Raw genomic sequence first — 16,221 nt, 5'->3', positions numbered from 1 at the left:
GGACGGAAGCTTTTGGGGGCGCGGGGCTGTTTCAGAGTGCGGCTCCGCCGGGTGGGCGCGACAAGCCACGACGGCGCAGCAGCCGGAGACGAACCCACGTCCCCCCTCCCACGGCACCCACGACGAGCAGCACCACCGCGACCAACCACGGCAACGCAACGAAACTCGCACTCGCCGACTCCCGCGTGTCCTTCGCGCTCGCCGTCAACTTCACTTCTCCCCAGTCGAGTTGCGGCGCCCCCCGCCACGGCTCGCTGAGCCGCACCCGCTGCCCGGGCAGCAGCTCACCGGGAATCCGCACGAGGTCACGCGCCAGCAGCGTCCGCCCGAACAACCCCGTGGCCCGCAGCTCCACCTTCGGGTTCAGCGTGACGTTCCCGGTGTTGCGCAGCGTGTACGACACGGTCGCCCCGCTGTCCCCCAACCCCGGTACCAGCGGCTGGTGATGGCTGAAGCGGACGTCCTCGACGGCGATCGCCGGCACGACGGGCCCGCCCACCCGCAGGTAGATCCGCGCGGCCACGGCCCGCTGCACACCGAGCGCCACCGTGCCGTCGCCCTTGTCGACCCGTTCGTCCAGCGCCACCAGCGCGCCGGGATGGTCGCCCGGTTCGGCACCCTCGGGCACCGACAGCGTGAAGGGCACGGTGACCTTGCCGTGCGCGGGGACGGTCACCCGGGACCTCGCGGGCCTCGCCCAGGCCCCGACCCCGCGCTGCTTCTCCGCGACCGTCCGCACGGCGAAGCCGCCGTCGCGGGCGGTGTTGTAGGCGTCGGCGGCGTAGAGGCGGAAACTCAGCGGCTCGGCCGTCTTGTTGGTGACGACCACCTTGTCGTCGATGCTCTGCCCGGGATCGGCGGAGAGATAGAAGTAGGGCCGCGCCGCGATCCGGGAGGCGGCCGGGTACACGGACCAGCTGCCGTTGTCGGCGGCGTGCGCGGGCACGGACGCGGCGCCGGCCAGGAACAGGCTCAGGAGGAGGACGTACAGCTTGCGCATGGGTGCGGACCCCCACGGGTGGAGAGGGACGGACGGGCGGGTGCGGGCGCCCGTACGGTTCAGCTGAGGGTGAGGGTGAGCACGCCGGAGTACGTGCCGACCGGGGTGAACGCCGGTACGTTCAGGGAGAGTCCGGCGTCCACGGTGAACTCACCGCCGGTGAGTGCCGCGTTGGGGGTGGACGCGAGGGTCGCCCCCGAGGATCCGACCGCGCCGGCCGAACCGGCCTGGCAGGTGCTCGGGCTGCCCGCCTTGGTGGCGCAGGAGGGACTCCAGCTCAGCGCACCGGCACCGATCTTGGCACCGGGTCCGGTGAAGTCGGTGACCTTGCCGGTGAGGGACCAGCCGGCGGGTCCGCCGCGGAAGTCCTTGACCGTCACCTGGTTGAGGTTGCCGGTCGAGGCCCCGCCCGTGCCGTAGTCCACCGCCGAGAGGCTGACGGTGTCCCCGGTCTGGGACATGGACAGCGTGCCGGCCTTCACCGTGGTGGTGATCTTCTGGCTGCCGGCCGGGACGGGCGTGTCGTCGATGACGACGTACGCCTTGGGCCCGGCACCCTTGGCGTCGCTCCACGCGCTGCCCTCGTAGGCCACGATTCCGGTCGTCGTCTTGTCGTTGACGACGAGCGAACCGCTCAAGTTGCCGGAGGAGTCGGCGGTCGCCGTGGCGGTGTCCGCGGTCTGGGCGCTGCCTGCCCGCCCGGCCAGGGTGACCGTGGCGCCCGGGGTGAACTTGCTGCCGGTGACGGTGACGCTCGCACCGGGCTTCCCGGAGGCCGCACCGAGGGTGATGTCACGCTCGTTGACCGGGTTCGCGTCGGTCGCGGTGACCGTCTCGGAGACCGGGGCGGGCGGGGTGATCACCGTGCAGGGGGTGTCCAGTTCGAGGATGTAGCTGGTGTGGATGTTGTAGTCGCCGGGCGAGAGGGTGATCGCGCCGGGCGCGGTGACCTTGAAGGTGCCGGTCATGGAGAACGACGGGAAGGCGCCGTTGCCGGGCACCGGGTCGTTCTTCTTGGGGCCCGCGACCGTCACGGCACCGGTCTGGGCGCCGCCGAGGGTGACCTTGCCGGTCGGGGTCATGATGTCGGCCGGCAGTGCGAGGGCCGTGGGGTTGCTGGCGGCGGGCTTGACCACCGTGTAGGTCACGGTGACGGTGTCGCCCACCTTGGGGCCGGTGTTGTCGACCGTGATCTTGGCGGTGGTCGTGCCGTCGATCGGCGGGATGCCCGCGACGGCGGGCGGGATGCAGTGCGTGGCGAAGTCCACGTCGGTGGCGGCTCCGGCCGGACAGGCCAGCGCGCCACCCGCCGTGACCGCGAGCGCGGTCGCGCCGAGCAACGAAGCCCAGCGGCGTCTTCGGGTTGTCGAACCCATGGGTGTGCCCCCTTCCTTCTGCGCTCACTGGGGGCATTGATGTGTGGATTGCGTGAGAAGTCAATGGAGCCGCCGCGGAAACCTGACGATTCATCAGTTTCCGCGGCGGCCCGGGGAGTTGCTCAGTCGAACACGAACGGCCCCGGCGACTGCGGCCCGGTCGCCGTGCAGGTGACGGTGATGCCGAAGACGACGATCTGGAGCGAACCGCCGTACGCCTCCAGGCTGTCCCCGGAGTTCACGGTGCCGCTGAGCGGATCGACGGTGACGGGGTCGCCGGCCGCGATGGCCGGGTTCTCCGTGCCGGTGAACGTGGCGGTGCCGCCGTTCGCGTCGACCAGGGTGAGGGTCGAGGTGATCGAGTCCTCGGAGAGCGCGAGCGGGGCGTTGATCGCCGAGGTGACCGTGAGGGTGGCGGCGGTGCCGTCCTGGGTGGCGGTGAGGGTGGCCTGGCCGCTGCCGTAGATGCCGCAGTCCGCGTCGATGGTCGCGGTGTCCGGGGTGACGGCCAGGGCGGCGGGCGCGAACGCCAGCCCGGCGGCCGCGAGCGCGCCGACCACCAGTGCCGCACCTGTGCCTGTACGCATGCCTTTCATGGATCCGGTTCCCTTCCCGTGGTGGGGACTGCCATGTGGGGATGGACGGGGGTGCGTCCCGAGGGACGGCCGGCCTTCACGGGCGTGGTGCGGTACGCCACGGGAGCCGGTATCTGACGGTCCGCCGGAACTACCGGTTCCATTGATGCGTACGGGGCGCGGCTCGACAAGAGCGATATTCGGACCGGCCACTGATGAGCCGCCGATCGCCGCCCGGCGACACTACGTCTCCGGAATTTCAGAACGTCGACATTTGGATGTCGTACGAGAAAAAGTCGACCGGAACAACAAAGTCCGGATTTCGTTCTCGGAACGGGAACATCCAAGCCGACGGCCTGGATGCGCTTTCGGAAGCCCCCACCTGCACGGAGAAGCCATAAACGCAGGAAAAGTGCCTGAACAGGGCGCTCCACACTGACCGAAAAGATTCCCCGACTACGTGTAGCATCGGTCTTCACCGGAACTTATCGAACAGCGAAGGAAGCGGGGACGTCAACGGGGGCAATCATCGCTGCACCCACGTGCTCTCTTCACGCAAGTGAATGTTGAGGGGAACGAAGGGACCGCATGTCATCCATACGAGTTCTGCTCGTGGACAGCGAGCGACTGGTGGCCGAAGGCTTCCAGAAAATTCTGGAGGGATTCGCGGAATTCTCCGTGGTCTCCCTCGCCCGTGACGGGGTGTCGGCGCTCCAGATGGTCCGGCGGGAGCGGCCGCACCTGGTCGTCATGGGGCTGGGCCCCGCGGGAGGCGACGGCGCCCAGGTGGCCCGGGCCATCCGCCGCGACTTCCGGCACGTCAGGATCGTCGTCCTCGCCACCAACCAGCAGCCGGTCTACATGCGCGAGGCCTTCGCGGCCGGCGCCAACGCCTATCTCTCCCGCGACATCGGGGCGGAAGAACTGCGCGACACCCTGCTCACCGTCCACCGGGAGGGCGCCGCGCTGTCCACGGTCGCGGCCGGACAGGTGCTGGAGCTGCTGTCGGGCAACCCGGAGGACGACGCCTCGCCGCTGTCCCAGCTCACCGAGCGCGAGCGGCAGATCCTCTTCCTCATGGCCGACGAGCACGCCACCCACGGCATCGCCAAGCGCCTCGGCATCAGCCCGAAGACCGTGCGCAACTACCTCAGCCGCATCTACGCCAAGCTCGGCACCCAGAACCAGGTGCAGACCGCGCTCTACGCCAGGCGCTCGCTGCATCTGCGCCCCGAGGCCACCGTCGAGCCCTGACCGGTGCCAGGGATGCGCCCTGTTCCCTCCTGAGCAAATACGCTACGCTCCTCGTAGCGTATTTAAATGACCCCGGCCAGAACTGCCGGGCCGAGGAGGGAACATGGCGCTCAACCGGTGGTGGACGCTGTGTGTGGTGTCGGTGGGCAGCTTCATGCTGCTGCTCGACGTGACGATCGTGAACATCGCGCTGCCCGACATCGAGGAAGCCCTCGACGCCACCCTCACCGACCTCCAGTGGGTGGTCGCGGCCTACGCCGTGGCCCTGTCCGCGGTGCTGCTGACCGCGGGCTCCCTCGCCGACCGGTTCGGCCGGCGGGCCGTCTTCTCCTGGGGCATGGCCGTCTTCACGCTCGCCTCACTGCTGTGCGGCATCGCCCAGGACCCGCTCATGCTGATCGCCGCCCGGGTGCTCCAGGGCGTGGGCGGCGCCGCGTTGCTGGCCACGTCCCTGGCACTGCTCGCCGCCGCCTACCCCGACCACCGCGACCGCCATGTCGCCCTCGCGGTCTGGGGCGCGGTCAGCGGGGCCGCGCTCGCCGTGGGGCCGCTGGCCGGCGGGGTCCTGGTCGAGGGGGCCGGCTGGCGGTGGATCTTCCTGGTGAACCTCCCCGTGGGCGTCCTCGCCCTGATCGCCACCGCCGCCCGGGTCGCCGAGTCCCGGGCCGAGCACCCCGGCCGGATCGACTGGCCCGGCTTCCTCACCTTCGGCACCGCGCTGGGCTCCCTCTCCTTCGCCCTGCTGCGCGCCAACGAGGAGGGCTGGGGCAGCGCCCCGGTGGTCGGCGGATTCGTGCTGTCGGCCGTCACGCTGACCGCGTTCGTCCTGGTCGAACGGCACCGCGCGGACCCCCTCCTGCCGGGGGCCGTGCTGCGCAAGGTCACCACCACGGGCGCCGCGGTCGGCGTGCTGGCCATGAGCTCCACCGCCTTCGCCCTGCTGCTGTACCTGACGCTCTACCTCCAGACCGTGCTCGGCCACGCCCCCCTGGCGGCCGGGCTCCGGCTGCTGCCCCTGACCCTGTCGATCTTCGTGGCCTCCGCGGTCGCGGCCCGGGCCGGCACCCTGCTGCCGGCCCGCTGGCTGGTCTCCGGGGGCCTCGCCCTCATCGGCCTCGGCCTGCTCCTGATGGGCGGACTCGACGCCTCCGACGACTGGACCGCGCTGCTCGCCGGACAGCTGGTCACCGGGCTCGGCGTCGGCGTGGTCAACCCCAACGTGGTCGCCGCCGCGATGGGCGCGGTGGAACCGGCCCGGGTCGGTGTCGCCTCCGGCCTCAGCAACACCTGCCGCTCGCTCGGCATCGCCCTCGGCATCGCCTCCCTGGGAGCGGTCTTCGCCCACCGGGTGCGCGACGCGGTCGCCGAGACCCTCGCCGGCACCCCGCTGACGGGGCGGGCGGACGAACTGGGCGACGCCGTGGCCTCGGGCCAGATCGGCGCCGTACTGCCCCAGCTGCCCCCGGAGCAGCGGGGGATCTTCACCGACGCGGCGCACACCGCGTTCGTCGACGGACTCAACTCGATCCTGACGGTGGCGGCGGTGGTGGCGTTCGTCGGCGCGCTCGCCGTGATCCCGCTGATCCGCGGCCGCGACCTCACCACGACCGGACCCGACGGCGACCCCCTGCCGATCGCGGCGGGGCACTGACCCCGCACCGGTCCCGGACCCCCAGGAGCACTCCATGAAGACCGAGACCGCCCGGTGTGTCGTCGTCGGCGGCGGACCCGCGGGGATGATGGCGGGTCTGCTGCTCGCCCGGCAGGGCGTGGAGGTGGTCGTCCTCGAGAAGCACGGCGACTTCCTGCGGGACTTCCGCGGCGACACCGTGCACCCCTCGACCCTGCGGATCATCGACGAACTGGGGTACCTGGAGGAGTTCCTGCGCATCCCGCACACCAAGGTCACCGACATCACCGTGCGCACCGCCGCGGGTCCGGTGACCTTCGCCGACTTCTCCCGGATCGGCGGCCCCTTCCCCTACATCGCGTTCATGCCGCAGTGGGACGTGCTGGACTTCCTGGCCCGCAAGGCGGGTGAACTGCCCGGCTTCCGGCTGTACCAGAAGGCCGAGGGGGTCTCGGTGATCCGGGAGGGCGACCGGGTGCGGGGGGTGCGGGCGGACACCCCGGACGGGCCGCTGGAGATCCGGTCCGACCTCGTGCTCGCCGCCGACGGCCGGCACTCGACCATGCGGCGGGCCGTCGGGCTGCCGGTGTCGGCCAGCGCGGCCCCGATGGACGTGCTCTGGTTCCGCCTCCCCCGCGACCCCGAGGAGACCATGAGCTTTCTGCACACCGGCCGGGGCTTCGTCCTGATCACCATCGACCGCGGCAGCTACTGGCAGATCGCCTACGTCATCCCCCAGGGCCAGTACGACGCCGTACGGGCGGAGGGCCTGGACCGGCTCCGGGCCGACGTGGCCTCCGTGCACCCGCCGTTCGGCGACCGGGTCGGGCGCGAGATCCGCGACTGGGACGACGTGAAGCTGCTCTCCGTGCGGGTGGACCGGCTGCGCACCTGGTACCGGCCGGGACTGCTGTGCATCGGGGACGCGGCGCACGCCATGTCGCCGGCCGGCGGGGTCGGCATCAACCTCGCCGTGCAGGACGCGGTGGCCGCCGCCCGGATGCTCGGACCCACCCTGCGCGCCGGACGCACCCCCACCCCGCACGAGCTGGCCCGGGTGCAGCGCCGCCGTGAACTGCCGGTGCGGGCGGTGCAGACCGCCCAGGTGCACATGCTGGCCGACCTGTACCCCAAGGACCGCCGCTCCACGGTGGAGCGCCCGCTGGCCGCCCGCCTGGTCCGCCGCTTCCCGTCCCTGACCCGCTGGACGGCCCGCTTCATCGGGGTGGGCCTGCGCCCGGAGCACATCGCGTGAGGGGATCGCCCGCGGCCCGGACCGCACGGGGGCCCGCCTCGCGGTTCAGGAGCGGATCGCCGGCCAGATCGTGTCGAGTACGGAGTCCACCCAGTCGGGGGGCGGTGGGGTGCCCCGGACCGCGTACCGGGCGATGTACGAGCCCGCCATCATGCTGACGACCGTCTCGTAGTCCGCGTCGGCCCGCAGTTCTCCGTCGGCCACGCCCTCCCGCAGCGTGGCGAGGATGGTCTCCAGGCGCGGCCGCAGGATGGTCTCCCGGAAAGCCCGGGTGAACTCCGGGTCCTCGTCGCCGTGCAACAGGGCGACCAGGGCGCGCAGCCCGACGACCTCTTCCAACCCATGCCTGAATTGCCGTAGCAAATAGTTCAGTTTCTCGCGTACCGGAAGCCCCGCTTCGGGTTCGGGGATATTCTCGACGAACGCCAACGACGACCGCAGGAGTTCATAACGGTCCTTGTACCGGCGGTAGATGGTCGTCTTCGCGGAACCCGAATACTGGGCCACCGCTTCCACGGTGACTCCCTGGGGCCCGCGTTCCCGCAACAGGGCCAGTGCGGCCAGATTGATTCCCCGGGACACTTCCGCGCTGCGGGGCCGCCCCGGAGCCGAGCGGGTGATTTCTTCGTCAACCATCGGGGACAGTATAGAGAGCTGCCCTCGCCCCTATCCCACGGACGCGGCCCCGGGAAAGACCGCGGGCCAGCGCACCGGCACCCCGGCCGTGTGCAGCCGCCCCAGGGCCGAGAGCATCGCGCCGGTCCCGTCGGTGGAGCGGCCCAGCGAGGCCGGCCACAGCCGTCCGCCGCCCGGCAGACAGCGCGCCCCGAGCCCGGCCAGCGCCCGCCCCGGACCGACCTCCAGGGAGATCCGGATGCCTTGTGCGTCGAGGACCCGGAGCGCGTCCAGGAACCGCACCGGGCCCCGCAGGTGACGGCACCAGTGCTCGGGTCCCACCGGCCCGGTGACCTGGGCGCCGGTCACCGTGGAGACGTACGGGATGCGCGGCGCCCGGGTGCCGACCTCGCCGGCCACTGCCCGCAGTTCGGCCAGGGCCGGTTCCTGGAGCGGCGAGTGCAGCCCCGCCCGCACCGGCAGGGAGCTGGTGCGCACCCCGGAGGCGGTCAGCCGGTCCACGATCCGGGCGAGCGCCTCGGCCCGGCCCGACAGCGACACCTCGTGCGGTGAGATGACCGCGGCGATCCCGACCGACGGCTCGGTGTCGGCGAGCAGGTCCCGCGCGGCCCGCTCCCCCAGGCCCACCACCGCCATCGCGCCGTCGGTGACCCGCTCGGCCAACGTGACGGCCGTGCCCAGCAGCCGTACGGCGTCCTCGGGCGAGAGGACGCCCGCGCGGCAGGCGGCACCGTACTCGCCGAAGCTGAACCCGAGCACCGCCGCCGGTTCGACGCCCCAGCTGCGCCACAGCTCCGCCAGCGCCGTGCCCAGGCAGAACGTGCCGAGCGCGGCATGGGCGAGGCGGTGCACCACGGCACCGGCGGCGGGGTCGAGCAGGTCGTGCAGCGGTACGGCGACGAAGGGCCGGGCGGCCTCGGCGCAGCGGTCGAACGTCTCCCTGAACACCGCCTCCGTTCGGTACAGGCCCTGCCCCATGCCGGCGAACTGGGCGCCCTGGCCGCTGAACAGGAAACCGACCGGCGGTGTGCGCCCGGGGGCCGCGTGACCTGTGGCGACCTCCTTGACCGGCTCGCCCGCGAGGTGGGCGCGGAGACGGCCGGCGAGCTCGCCGGGGGTCCGGCCCACGACGCTCATACGGTGGCTGGAATGCGGCCCTCCCGCGGCCTCGGCGCACAGCCGCTCCAGGGTGGCGTCGTCGGCCCGGGTGAGCCGGGCGGCGGCCTCCCGGGCCGCCTCGCGCAGCGCCTCAGGGGTCGGGGCGGACAGGGTGAGGAGCTGGGCGGTGCGGGGGTGGGTCGTCATGTGGCTGCCCTTCGCGAGGGGTCACTCGGGGTCCGTTCGGGCCACCGCCCGGCACCAGGCCGCGCCGGCGTCCGCGAGGGCGATCGGGAACGCCATGAAGGTGAACGGGCCCCGGGGCAGCGCCCGCAGTCCGGCGAGCCCCTCGATCTGGATGAACTCCCTTTGCCTGCCGTGCAGATGGGTCGGCCACAGGGCCTCGGGGTCGCGGGTGGCGAAGAAGTCCTCGACCATCCGGCGGGCCGGGCCGTCGAAGCTCCAGCAGTCGGTGCCGAGCACCTTCACGCCGAGGTCGAGGAGGTGGTCGACGGCCTCCGGGCTGATGGCGGTCGACTCGGTGAAGTACGCGGGGGTGCCCAGGCGCAGATCGGAGTCCGTGCGGAACAGCACCACCGAGCCGGGGCCGACGTCCGCACCCGTCGTGCGCAGCGCCTCCTTGACGTCGGCGGCCGTCACCCGGCCCCCGCAGCCGCGTACGTCGAGCACCGCGCCGGGTCCGCAGAACCACTCCAGGGGCAGGTCCAGGATCTTCCTGGCGGGGCGTCCCTCGCACTCGGGGCCGTAGTGGAAGGGCGCGTCGACGTGGGTGCCCTGGTGGACGGACATCCGGTAGAACTCGTTGGACAGGAAGCAGCCGCCCGGCAGGTCCCGCTCGCGCAGCCGGCGGCTTCCGGTGAGCCAGCGCAGGTGGTTGCGGAGCCGGTCGCGGCGGCTGTCGCCGGGCAACGCCCGGATCCTGCGGGAGAGATGGCGGATGCCGTCGTGGTGGAGCCACTGCTCGAACTCGACGCCGGGGGCCCGGCGGCTGACGGGGATGCTCAGGTCGACGAACACGGCTACTCCTCGTTCGTGCGCGGTCGGTGCCGTACCGGGGTGCCGGGTGTCCAGGCGGGCACCGCACGCCGGTAGGCGGCGTACTCCTCGCCGAAGGCCTCGGCCAGACTCGGTTCCTCGACGCGCCGGGCGGCCGTCCAGGAGACGCCCAGCACGAACGCGGCCCACAGGGCGATGCTCGGCGCGGACCACAGCAGGGCCTCGCCGAGCAGGACGAGGGTCATCCCGGCGGCCATGGGGTTCCTGATCACCGCGTACCCGCCGGACCGCACCAGCCGCTCGGGCGGCCGGTCGCCGAGCGGTGTGGCCTGGCGCAGATAGACCCGATCGACGGCATCGGCGACCATCCAGGCACCCGCCGCCACGAGAACGCCGCCGCCCCCCACCGAGAGCCAGCCCGCGAGAGGCAGCCGGGGCCCGGACAGCCACCGCCCCAGCACGAGGGGGACGGCCCCGGCGACGACGAGAGGAATCAGCAGCGGCCCCACGCGAAGACGCCGCTCCGGGGTGCCGGGGGACCCTGTCCCCGGGCGCCGCTGCGGGGTGACAGGGTCCCCAGTCCCCGGGCGCCGCTCCGCACCCACCGGACCGCCGGCCCTCGGATACCATCCCCGCTTCACCGGCCCCCCGGCCTTCGGTCGCCGTCCCCGGCTCACCGCGACCTCCCCAGTACCGAGGCCAGTTCCCGTGCCGTGCGGTCCCCGTACACCTCGCGGAGGCGGGTCGCCACCGCGCGGGCGGGCGGGGCGTAGGTCTGGGTGCCGATGGATTCCAGGGCGAAGGAGGCGAGGGCGCAGCCCAGACGGGCGGCCGGGATGAGCGGAATGCCGTGGGTGAGCGCGGCGAGCAGGCCCGCGCGCAGGGCGTCCCCCGCGCCCGTCGGGTCGGCCACCGCGACCTCGGGAACCGCCGGCACCACCACCGGGTCGTGGCCGGCGCGTTCGAGCCGCACCCCGTCCGCGCCGAGCGTGGTGACCCAGGCGCCGACCCGCTCCAGCACCTGGCCGGTGTCCCAGCCGGTGCACTCCCGCAGCAGCGCCGACTCGTAGGCGTTGGTGAACAGCAGCCGGGCCCCGGCCAGCAGGGACCGCACGTCGCCCCGGCCCATCCGGGTGATCTGCTGCGAGGGGTCCGCGACGAACGGCAGCCCCCCGCCGCGGCAGTCCTCGGTGTGCCGCAGCATCGCCGCGGGGTCGTTCGGCGACACCACCACCAGGTCCAGCCCGCCGACGCGTGCGCGCACGTCCCGCAGGGCGATGGTGTACGCCGCCCGCATCGCGCCCGCGTGGAACGTGGCGATCTGGTTGTGGTCCGCGTCCGTCGTGCACACGAACCGGGCCGTGTGCTCACCGGGCACGACCAGCACCGAGTCGGTGTCGACCCCGTGCTGCTTGAGCCACACCTGGTAGTCGGCGAAGTCCGCCCCCGCCGCGCCGACCAGCACCGGCGCGGCACCGAGCCGCCCCAGCCCGTAGGCGATGTTGGCGGCGACGCCACCGCGCCGGATCTCCAGCCGGTCGGAGAGGAACGACAGGGACAGGGTGTGCAGTTGGTCCGGCACGAGCTGCTCGGTGAAGCGGCCGGGGAACGACATGAGGTGGTCCATCGCGATGGACCCGGTCACCGCGACCCGCGCCGGGGACCTCACGGCCGTACGTCTCCGGACTCGATCTTGCGTTTGATGCCGGCCTGGTTGTGCCGGGTGTGGGTGTTCATCCGCTCCAGGACCGTCTCCAGCGGCACCGGGAACTTCTCGTCGAGCTCGAAGTCCTGCACCCAGGTCATCGCCGTCCCCTCGGGGACCGGCTCGTAGCTCCACCGCAGGTGCATGTAGCGGAACGGGTAGAGCGGATCCCGGCGTTCGGCGACCGCGACCAGCCCGCGGTGATCGAGGATGCGCCAGGACCGCCAGCTCGCCCCCTCCTCGTTGGTGAGCTCGAAGACGATCTCCGTCCAGCGTCCCTCGCGCTCCTCGGAGAGGACCTTGGCGCCGCTGTACTCGTCGAAGATCTCCGACCAGCGCTCGATGTCGTTGGTGAGGTCGAAGACCAGCCGGGCGTCGGCCCCGATCACGATGGTGTTCTCGATGCGCGGCACCGCGTCACCCCCGTACCGTGCTGCCCGCGGACAGCAGTCGTCCGACGCACTCCACCAGGTCCCCGAAGACCGTGAACCCGCCCTCGGCCTCGGCGTCGATGCCGATCCCGAAGTGCTGCTCCAACGCGACGACGATCTCCACCAGTTCGGTCGAGTCGATGTCGAGGTCCTCCGCGAGCCGCCGGTCGTCCGCCAGTTCGGCGGCGTCGAACCCGACCCCGCGCATGACGTCGACCACCTGTTCCCGTACGTCCATGATGTCCCTGTCTCCTCAGGTCAGACGGCGACGGCGATCGCCACGGCGACGCCCGCCTCGTGGGTGATGCTCAGATGCAGTCCGGTGAACGAGGCCAGCCGGAAGGCCTGTTCGGCCCGCCCGGACAACCGTGGCACCGGCTGTCCCGAGTCCGCGCGGCCGACGTCGATGTCCAGCCAGCCGCAGCCCTGTCCGTAGCCGCCGAGGGTCTTGCGGACCGCCTCCTTGGCCGCGATCCGGCCCGCCATCCGGCAGGCCCGGTGGCGCGGCGAGCCGCCCTCGCACAGGGCCTGCTCGGCGGGGGTGAACAGCCGGTCGCACAGGGGCTGTCCGCGCCGCTCCAGCATGGCCCGCAGCCGCTCCACGTCGACCACGTCGATGCCGATCCCCCGCACCGTCGCGGGGCTGTCCCCGGTGACCTGTGCGATCAACGCCTCAGCAGCAGACACGCGTTCACCCCTCCCAGCCCGCGGGAGACCACCAGGGTGTGCTCCCACCCGGGATCCCGGCGCGCCCCTTCGCGTACGACGTCCAGGTCGATGCCCGGTGCCGGACGGTCCACGTTCACGGTGGGCGGCACCGAGCCCTCCGCCATGGCCCGCAGGGCGAGCGCCACGTCGGCCGGGGCCGCGGCGCCGAGCAGATGCCCGAAGCCGGACTTGGGCGCGGTGACCGGCAGCCGGCCCGCGTCGGCGCCGTACGCCTCGTACAGGGCGTAGCCCTCGGTGACGTCCTCGAAGGGGATGCCGGAGCCGTGCGCGAAGACCGCGCCCAGGTCGCCGCCGGTGATCCCGGCCCGCTCGGTGGCGGTGGTCATGGCGCGGGCCAGCACCTGCCCGGTCGGTTCGACCGTGTAGTACGGCATGTAGCCGTCGGTGCTGACGCCCCAGCCGGCGAGTTCGCCGAGGATCCGGGCGCCGCGGGCCTCGGCGTGCTCCCGGCGTTCGAGCACCAGGAACACCGAGCCCTCGGCGAAGACGCTGCCGCCGTGTCCCGCGTCGAAGGGCCGGTACAGCTCGTGCGGGGCCAGGACGGACCGGGCCTTGGCGACCAGTCCGCTGGTCTCCAGGCAGAGCCAGCCGTACGGCGACAGCGGGGCCTCCACCCCGCCCGCGAGCACCACGTCGGCCCGGTCGCGCAACAGCGCCTCGGCGCCGCCGATCAGCGCGTACGCCCCGCTCGCCCGGTCGGCGACGAAGGTGCGGGCGGGCCCCCTGATGCCCTGGTCGATGCAGATGTTGCCCTGCGGTGCCGCCGGGAACCAGGCGGTGGCCTGGTAGGGGCTGACGGCCCGCGGACCCTCGGTCCACAGCTTGCGCAGCTCCCGCTCGGCGAACTCCCAGCCGCCCAGGACGTTGCCGACCATGACCCCGGTGCGTTCCGGGTCGCTGTCCTCGCCGACCACGACCCCGGCGTCCGCCAGCGCCTGGCGGGCCGCGTGCACGGCGAGGTGAGTGAAGCGGTCGGTGCGCTTGACGAAGCGGGAGGGCAGTTCGGCGTCCGCGTCGAAGGGGGACTGGCCGGCGACCGGGCAGGCGTACGCCGAGGCGTCGAAGCGGTCGATGGCGGTGAGGTGCGGGACCCCGTCGCGGGCGCCCTCCCACAGCGGATCGATGCCGGTGCCGGCCGGGGTCAGGGCGCCGATGCCGGTGACGACGACGCTCATCGCAGCGCCCCCGCACGCTCGGCCCGGGCGACCATCGCCGCGTGCAGCCCCGCGAAGCCGCTGGCGTCCTTGAGGATGACCTCGCCGTCCCAGGGGCGCCCGGTGCCCGGCACGTAGTCGAGGTCGCAGGAGGGGTCGGGGTTCTCGTAGTTGGCGGTGGGGTGGACGTAGGAGTGCTCCGCGGCGAGGGCGCACAGCACGATCTCCATGGCGCTGGCGGCGGCCAGGGCGTGGCCGAGCATGGACTTCGCCGAGTTCACCGGGACCTGGAGGGCGCGCTCGCCGAGGGCGAGCTTGAGGGCGCTGGTCTCGCAGGTGTCGTTCTGCCGGGTGGAGCTGCCGTGCGAGCTGACGTGGTCGATGTCGCCGGGGCGCAGCCCGGAGCGCTCGATGGCCTGGCTCATGGCGCGGGTCAGGTCGGCCCCGTCGGAGAGCAGGTCGGTCATGTGGATGGCGTTGGAGCTGTGCGAGAACCCGGCGATCCGGAGATAGGGCGTGGCGCCCCGGCGCAGCGCGTGCTCACGCTCCTCCAGGACGACCACCCCGCAGCCCTCGCCGAGCACGAACCCGTCGCGGTCGGCGTCGTAGGGGCGCGAGGCGGCCGCGGGGCGGTCCCGGTGGGCGCGCGAGAGGCAGTTGATGATCTCGAAGGAGGCGACGGTCACCGGGGTGATCGGGGCCTCGCTGGCGCCCGCGATCATGATGTCGGCGTCGCCGTGGGCGATCGTCTCGAAGGCGTGGCCCACCGCGTCGATGCCGCCGATGCAGCCGGTGGACAGGGTCACACAGGGGCCCTGCGCGCCGAGCAGCGCCGACAGCACGGCCCCGGGTGTGTTCGACATGGACGCCAGGTACAGGTCGCGGCCGGCCTTGGCGGGGTCGATGGGCAGCCGGCCCTCGTCGGTGACGGCGAGGAACTCCTCCTCCATCTTCGGGGTGCCGCAGATCGCCGTGGACAGGGAGATGCCGGTGCGGTCCGGGGCGTGGCCGCCGGGTTCGAGTCCGGCGTCCCGCACGGCCTGGAGGGCCGCCACGACGGCGAACTGGACGTAGCGGTCGAGGCGGCGCACCTCCGGGGGCAGCGCGGGGAGCTGCTCGTCGAAGTCGGGGACCTCGGCGACCGCGTCCGAGGCGAATTCGAAGGACTTGAAAAGGCTGGAACTCGTGATGTCGGAAAGGGATTTCGTAACACTCCTGCCCGCCGAGACCGTGTCCCAGAAGACGTCTTTCCCTGTTCCGGCCGGGCTGACCACTCCGAGCCCGGTGACGACCACTTCTCGCATGGGTTTATCGCCTTTCACCTGTCTGGGCCGTCACCAGCCCCCGTGTGACGCATTCCTTTGCCGTGACACCGGCTTCTTCCATGAGGGCGCGATATTCGTCCACCGCCAGGACCGCGCCGTCGGCGGTGTTGACGAGGAGGCTGAGCGCGAGCATCGGCCGGCTCAGGGACGGCCCGCCCGGCTCCGGGCGCATGACGTCGGCGACCAGCAGGGTGCCGCCGGGACGCAGGACACGGGCGGCCTCCCTCAGCAGCCGTGCCGTCTCCGTGGGACCGGCGAAGCGGCCCGCGTGCGCGAGGACGACGGTGTCGAACCCGGCGTCCTCGAACGGTGGGTCGTCGAAGTCGGCGGGCACGAACCGGAACTGCCCGCCCACCCCGAACTCCTCGGCCCGCGCCCGGGCTTCGGCCAGCAGTGCCGGGTCGTCGTGCGCGGTGACCCGGGCTCCGGGGTCGGCGGCGGCCAGCGCGATGCCCCACTCTCCGGCGCCGCAGGCGAGGTCCAGCACCCGGCCCGCCGGGACCGGCCGCAGCCGGCGCACCGCGTCGAAGGCGACCCGGACGGCGAGCGGGAACGCGCCCCCGAACAACCCCGGATTCCGTCCGCGCGCGGCCGGCGCACCGAGGTCCCCGGAGCGCTCGCCGGTGCGGACGACCGAGGTCAGCGTGGCCCACCGGTCCCACTGCCCGAGCACGTCCGCGAAGTGCCCGCCGAGACAGCCGGGTTCACCGTCGACGAGATACGCGCGGGCGAGCTCGGTCGGCGCGAGGCGGCGCCCACCGTCCGCAGCCTGCGGCCCGGAGCCCTCCTCCAGCAGCCCGAACTCCTCCAGCACGGCGAGCAGATCGCGCACCCCGCGGGGGTCGCAGCCCAGGTCCGCGGCGAGTTCGGGCGCGGTGCGCGGGGCGCGGGCCAGGGCGCTGAAGACGCCCAGTTCCAGCGCCGTACCGAGCGCCCTGGCCCTGGCGAAGCCGAAGTTCAGGGCCAGCAGGGAACCGGGGTCGGGGGCCTGGGTGTAGCGGGCGAGCGCCCCGGCGGGAGACGGTGTGTCCGTCAT

At 72.8% G+C, this 16,221-nt stretch carries 17 protein-coding genes; 3 read left to right on the top strand and 14 right to left on the bottom strand.

Going from position 1 to position 16,221, the window contains the following annotated elements; all coding sequences use genetic code 11:
• Positions 1-31: 31 nt before the first annotated feature.
• The 3 genes from ACFULQ_RS09995 to ACFULQ_RS09985 form a co-directional block, all read right to left on the bottom strand.
• On the bottom strand, positions 32-1,000 hold the full coding sequence (locus ACFULQ_RS09995; RefSeq protein WP_383540705.1) for a WxL protein peptidoglycan domain-containing protein: 969 nt from the start codon (positions 998-1,000) through the stop codon (positions 32-34).
• A 59-nt stretch (positions 1,001-1,059) separates the two neighbouring features.
• Positions 1,060-2,376: a beta-xylosidase gene (locus ACFULQ_RS09990; protein WP_383540703.1), complete on the bottom strand. Its 1,317-nt coding sequence runs from the start codon at positions 2,374-2,376 to the stop codon at positions 1,060-1,062.
• A gap of 122 nt (positions 2,377-2,498) precedes the next feature.
• On the bottom strand, positions 2,499-2,972 hold the full coding sequence (locus ACFULQ_RS09985; RefSeq protein WP_383540700.1) for a hypothetical protein: 474 nt from the start codon (positions 2,970-2,972) through the stop codon (positions 2,499-2,501).
• Positions 2,973-3,539: 567 nt separating this feature from the next.
• On the opposite strand from ACFULQ_RS09985, the gene ACFULQ_RS09980 reads away from it, so the two are divergent.
• The 3 genes from ACFULQ_RS09980 (at position 3,540) to ACFULQ_RS09970 (ending at position 7,090) form a co-directional block, all read left to right on the top strand.
• Positions 3,540-4,205, top strand: coding sequence for a response regulator (locus ACFULQ_RS09980; RefSeq protein ID WP_383540697.1), 666 nt, complete (start codon positions 3,540-3,542; stop codon positions 4,203-4,205).
• 103 nt (positions 4,206-4,308) lie between these two features.
• Positions 4,309-5,856: an MFS transporter gene (locus tag ACFULQ_RS09975; RefSeq protein WP_383540696.1), complete on the top strand. Its 1,548-nt coding sequence runs from the start codon at positions 4,309-4,311 to the stop codon at positions 5,854-5,856.
• A 34-nt stretch (positions 5,857-5,890) separates the two neighbouring features.
• Positions 5,891-7,090, top strand: a complete 1,200-nt coding sequence (locus ACFULQ_RS09970) for an FAD-dependent oxidoreductase (RefSeq protein WP_383540693.1) — start codon at positions 5,891-5,893, stop codon at positions 7,088-7,090.
• 45 nt (positions 7,091-7,135) lie between these two features.
• Here ACFULQ_RS09970 and ACFULQ_RS09965 read toward each other — a convergent pair whose 3' ends face one another.
• From ACFULQ_RS09965 to ACFULQ_RS09915, 11 genes are all read right to left on the bottom strand, one after another.
• On the bottom strand, positions 7,136-7,726 hold the full coding sequence (locus ACFULQ_RS09965) for a TetR/AcrR family transcriptional regulator (RefSeq protein ID WP_383540691.1): 591 nt from the start codon (positions 7,724-7,726) through the stop codon (positions 7,136-7,138).
• 30 nt (positions 7,727-7,756) lie between these two features.
• Complete coding sequence (locus tag ACFULQ_RS09960) at positions 7,757-9,031, bottom strand: acyltransferase domain-containing protein (RefSeq protein WP_383540688.1); 1,275 nt, start codon at positions 9,029-9,031, stop codon at positions 7,757-7,759.
• A 21-nt stretch (positions 9,032-9,052) separates the two neighbouring features.
• Positions 9,053-9,862, bottom strand: coding sequence for a cyclase family protein (locus ACFULQ_RS09955; protein WP_383540686.1), 810 nt, complete (start codon positions 9,860-9,862; stop codon positions 9,053-9,055).
• A 2-nt stretch (positions 9,863-9,864) separates the two neighbouring features.
• Positions 9,865-10,350 carry a methyltransferase family protein gene (locus ACFULQ_RS09950; RefSeq protein WP_383540684.1) on the bottom strand — a complete coding sequence of 162 codons (486 nt, stop codon included), beginning with the start codon at positions 10,348-10,350 and terminating at the stop codon, positions 9,865-9,867.
• Between the two features lie 164 nt (positions 10,351-10,514).
• A complete protein-coding gene (locus tag ACFULQ_RS09945) occupies positions 10,515-11,468 on the bottom strand; it encodes a PfkB family carbohydrate kinase (RefSeq protein ID WP_383540836.1) in 954 nt (317 codons plus the stop codon).
• Positions 11,469-11,506: 38 nt separating this feature from the next.
• Positions 11,507-11,959, bottom strand: a complete 453-nt coding sequence (locus ACFULQ_RS09940) for an SRPBCC family protein (protein WP_383540683.1) — start codon at positions 11,957-11,959, stop codon at positions 11,507-11,509.
• A 4-nt stretch (positions 11,960-11,963) separates the two neighbouring features.
• Entirely contained in the window at positions 11,964-12,215 is a 252-nt protein-coding gene (locus ACFULQ_RS09935; RefSeq protein ID WP_030314748.1) for an acyl carrier protein, read from the bottom strand.
• A gap of 20 nt (positions 12,216-12,235) precedes the next feature.
• A complete protein-coding gene (gene acpS, locus ACFULQ_RS09930) occupies positions 12,236-12,664 on the bottom strand; it encodes a holo-ACP synthase (RefSeq protein ID WP_383540680.1) in 429 nt (142 codons plus the stop codon).
• Positions 12,643-13,881 (bottom strand): beta-ketoacyl-[acyl-carrier-protein] synthase family protein, encoded by a 1,239-nt coding sequence (locus ACFULQ_RS09925; RefSeq protein WP_383540679.1) that lies wholly within the window; start codon positions 13,879-13,881, stop codon positions 12,643-12,645. Before ACFULQ_RS09925 ends, acpS begins: the two co-directional genes overlap by 22 nt.
• The gene (locus ACFULQ_RS09920) at positions 13,878-15,164 is read right to left on the bottom strand and encodes a beta-ketoacyl-[acyl-carrier-protein] synthase family protein (RefSeq protein WP_383540676.1); all 1,287 of its coding nucleotides are present in this window, start codon (positions 15,162-15,164) and stop codon (positions 13,878-13,880) included. The genes ACFULQ_RS09925 and ACFULQ_RS09920 overlap by 4 nt, the downstream gene beginning before the upstream one ends.
• A 4-nt stretch (positions 15,165-15,168) precedes the next feature.
• Positions 15,169-16,221: a methyltransferase domain-containing protein gene (locus tag ACFULQ_RS09915; protein WP_383540674.1), complete on the bottom strand. Its 1,053-nt coding sequence runs from the start codon at positions 16,219-16,221 to the stop codon at positions 15,169-15,171.

This window comes from Streptomyces sp. NPDC057253 (assembly GCF_042669125.1).
Classification (GTDB): Bacteria; Actinomycetota; Actinomycetes; order Streptomycetales; family Streptomycetaceae; genus Streptomyces.
Note: the sequence above shows the minus strand (reverse complement) of the source record. Positions and strands in the feature narration are given on the sequence as shown.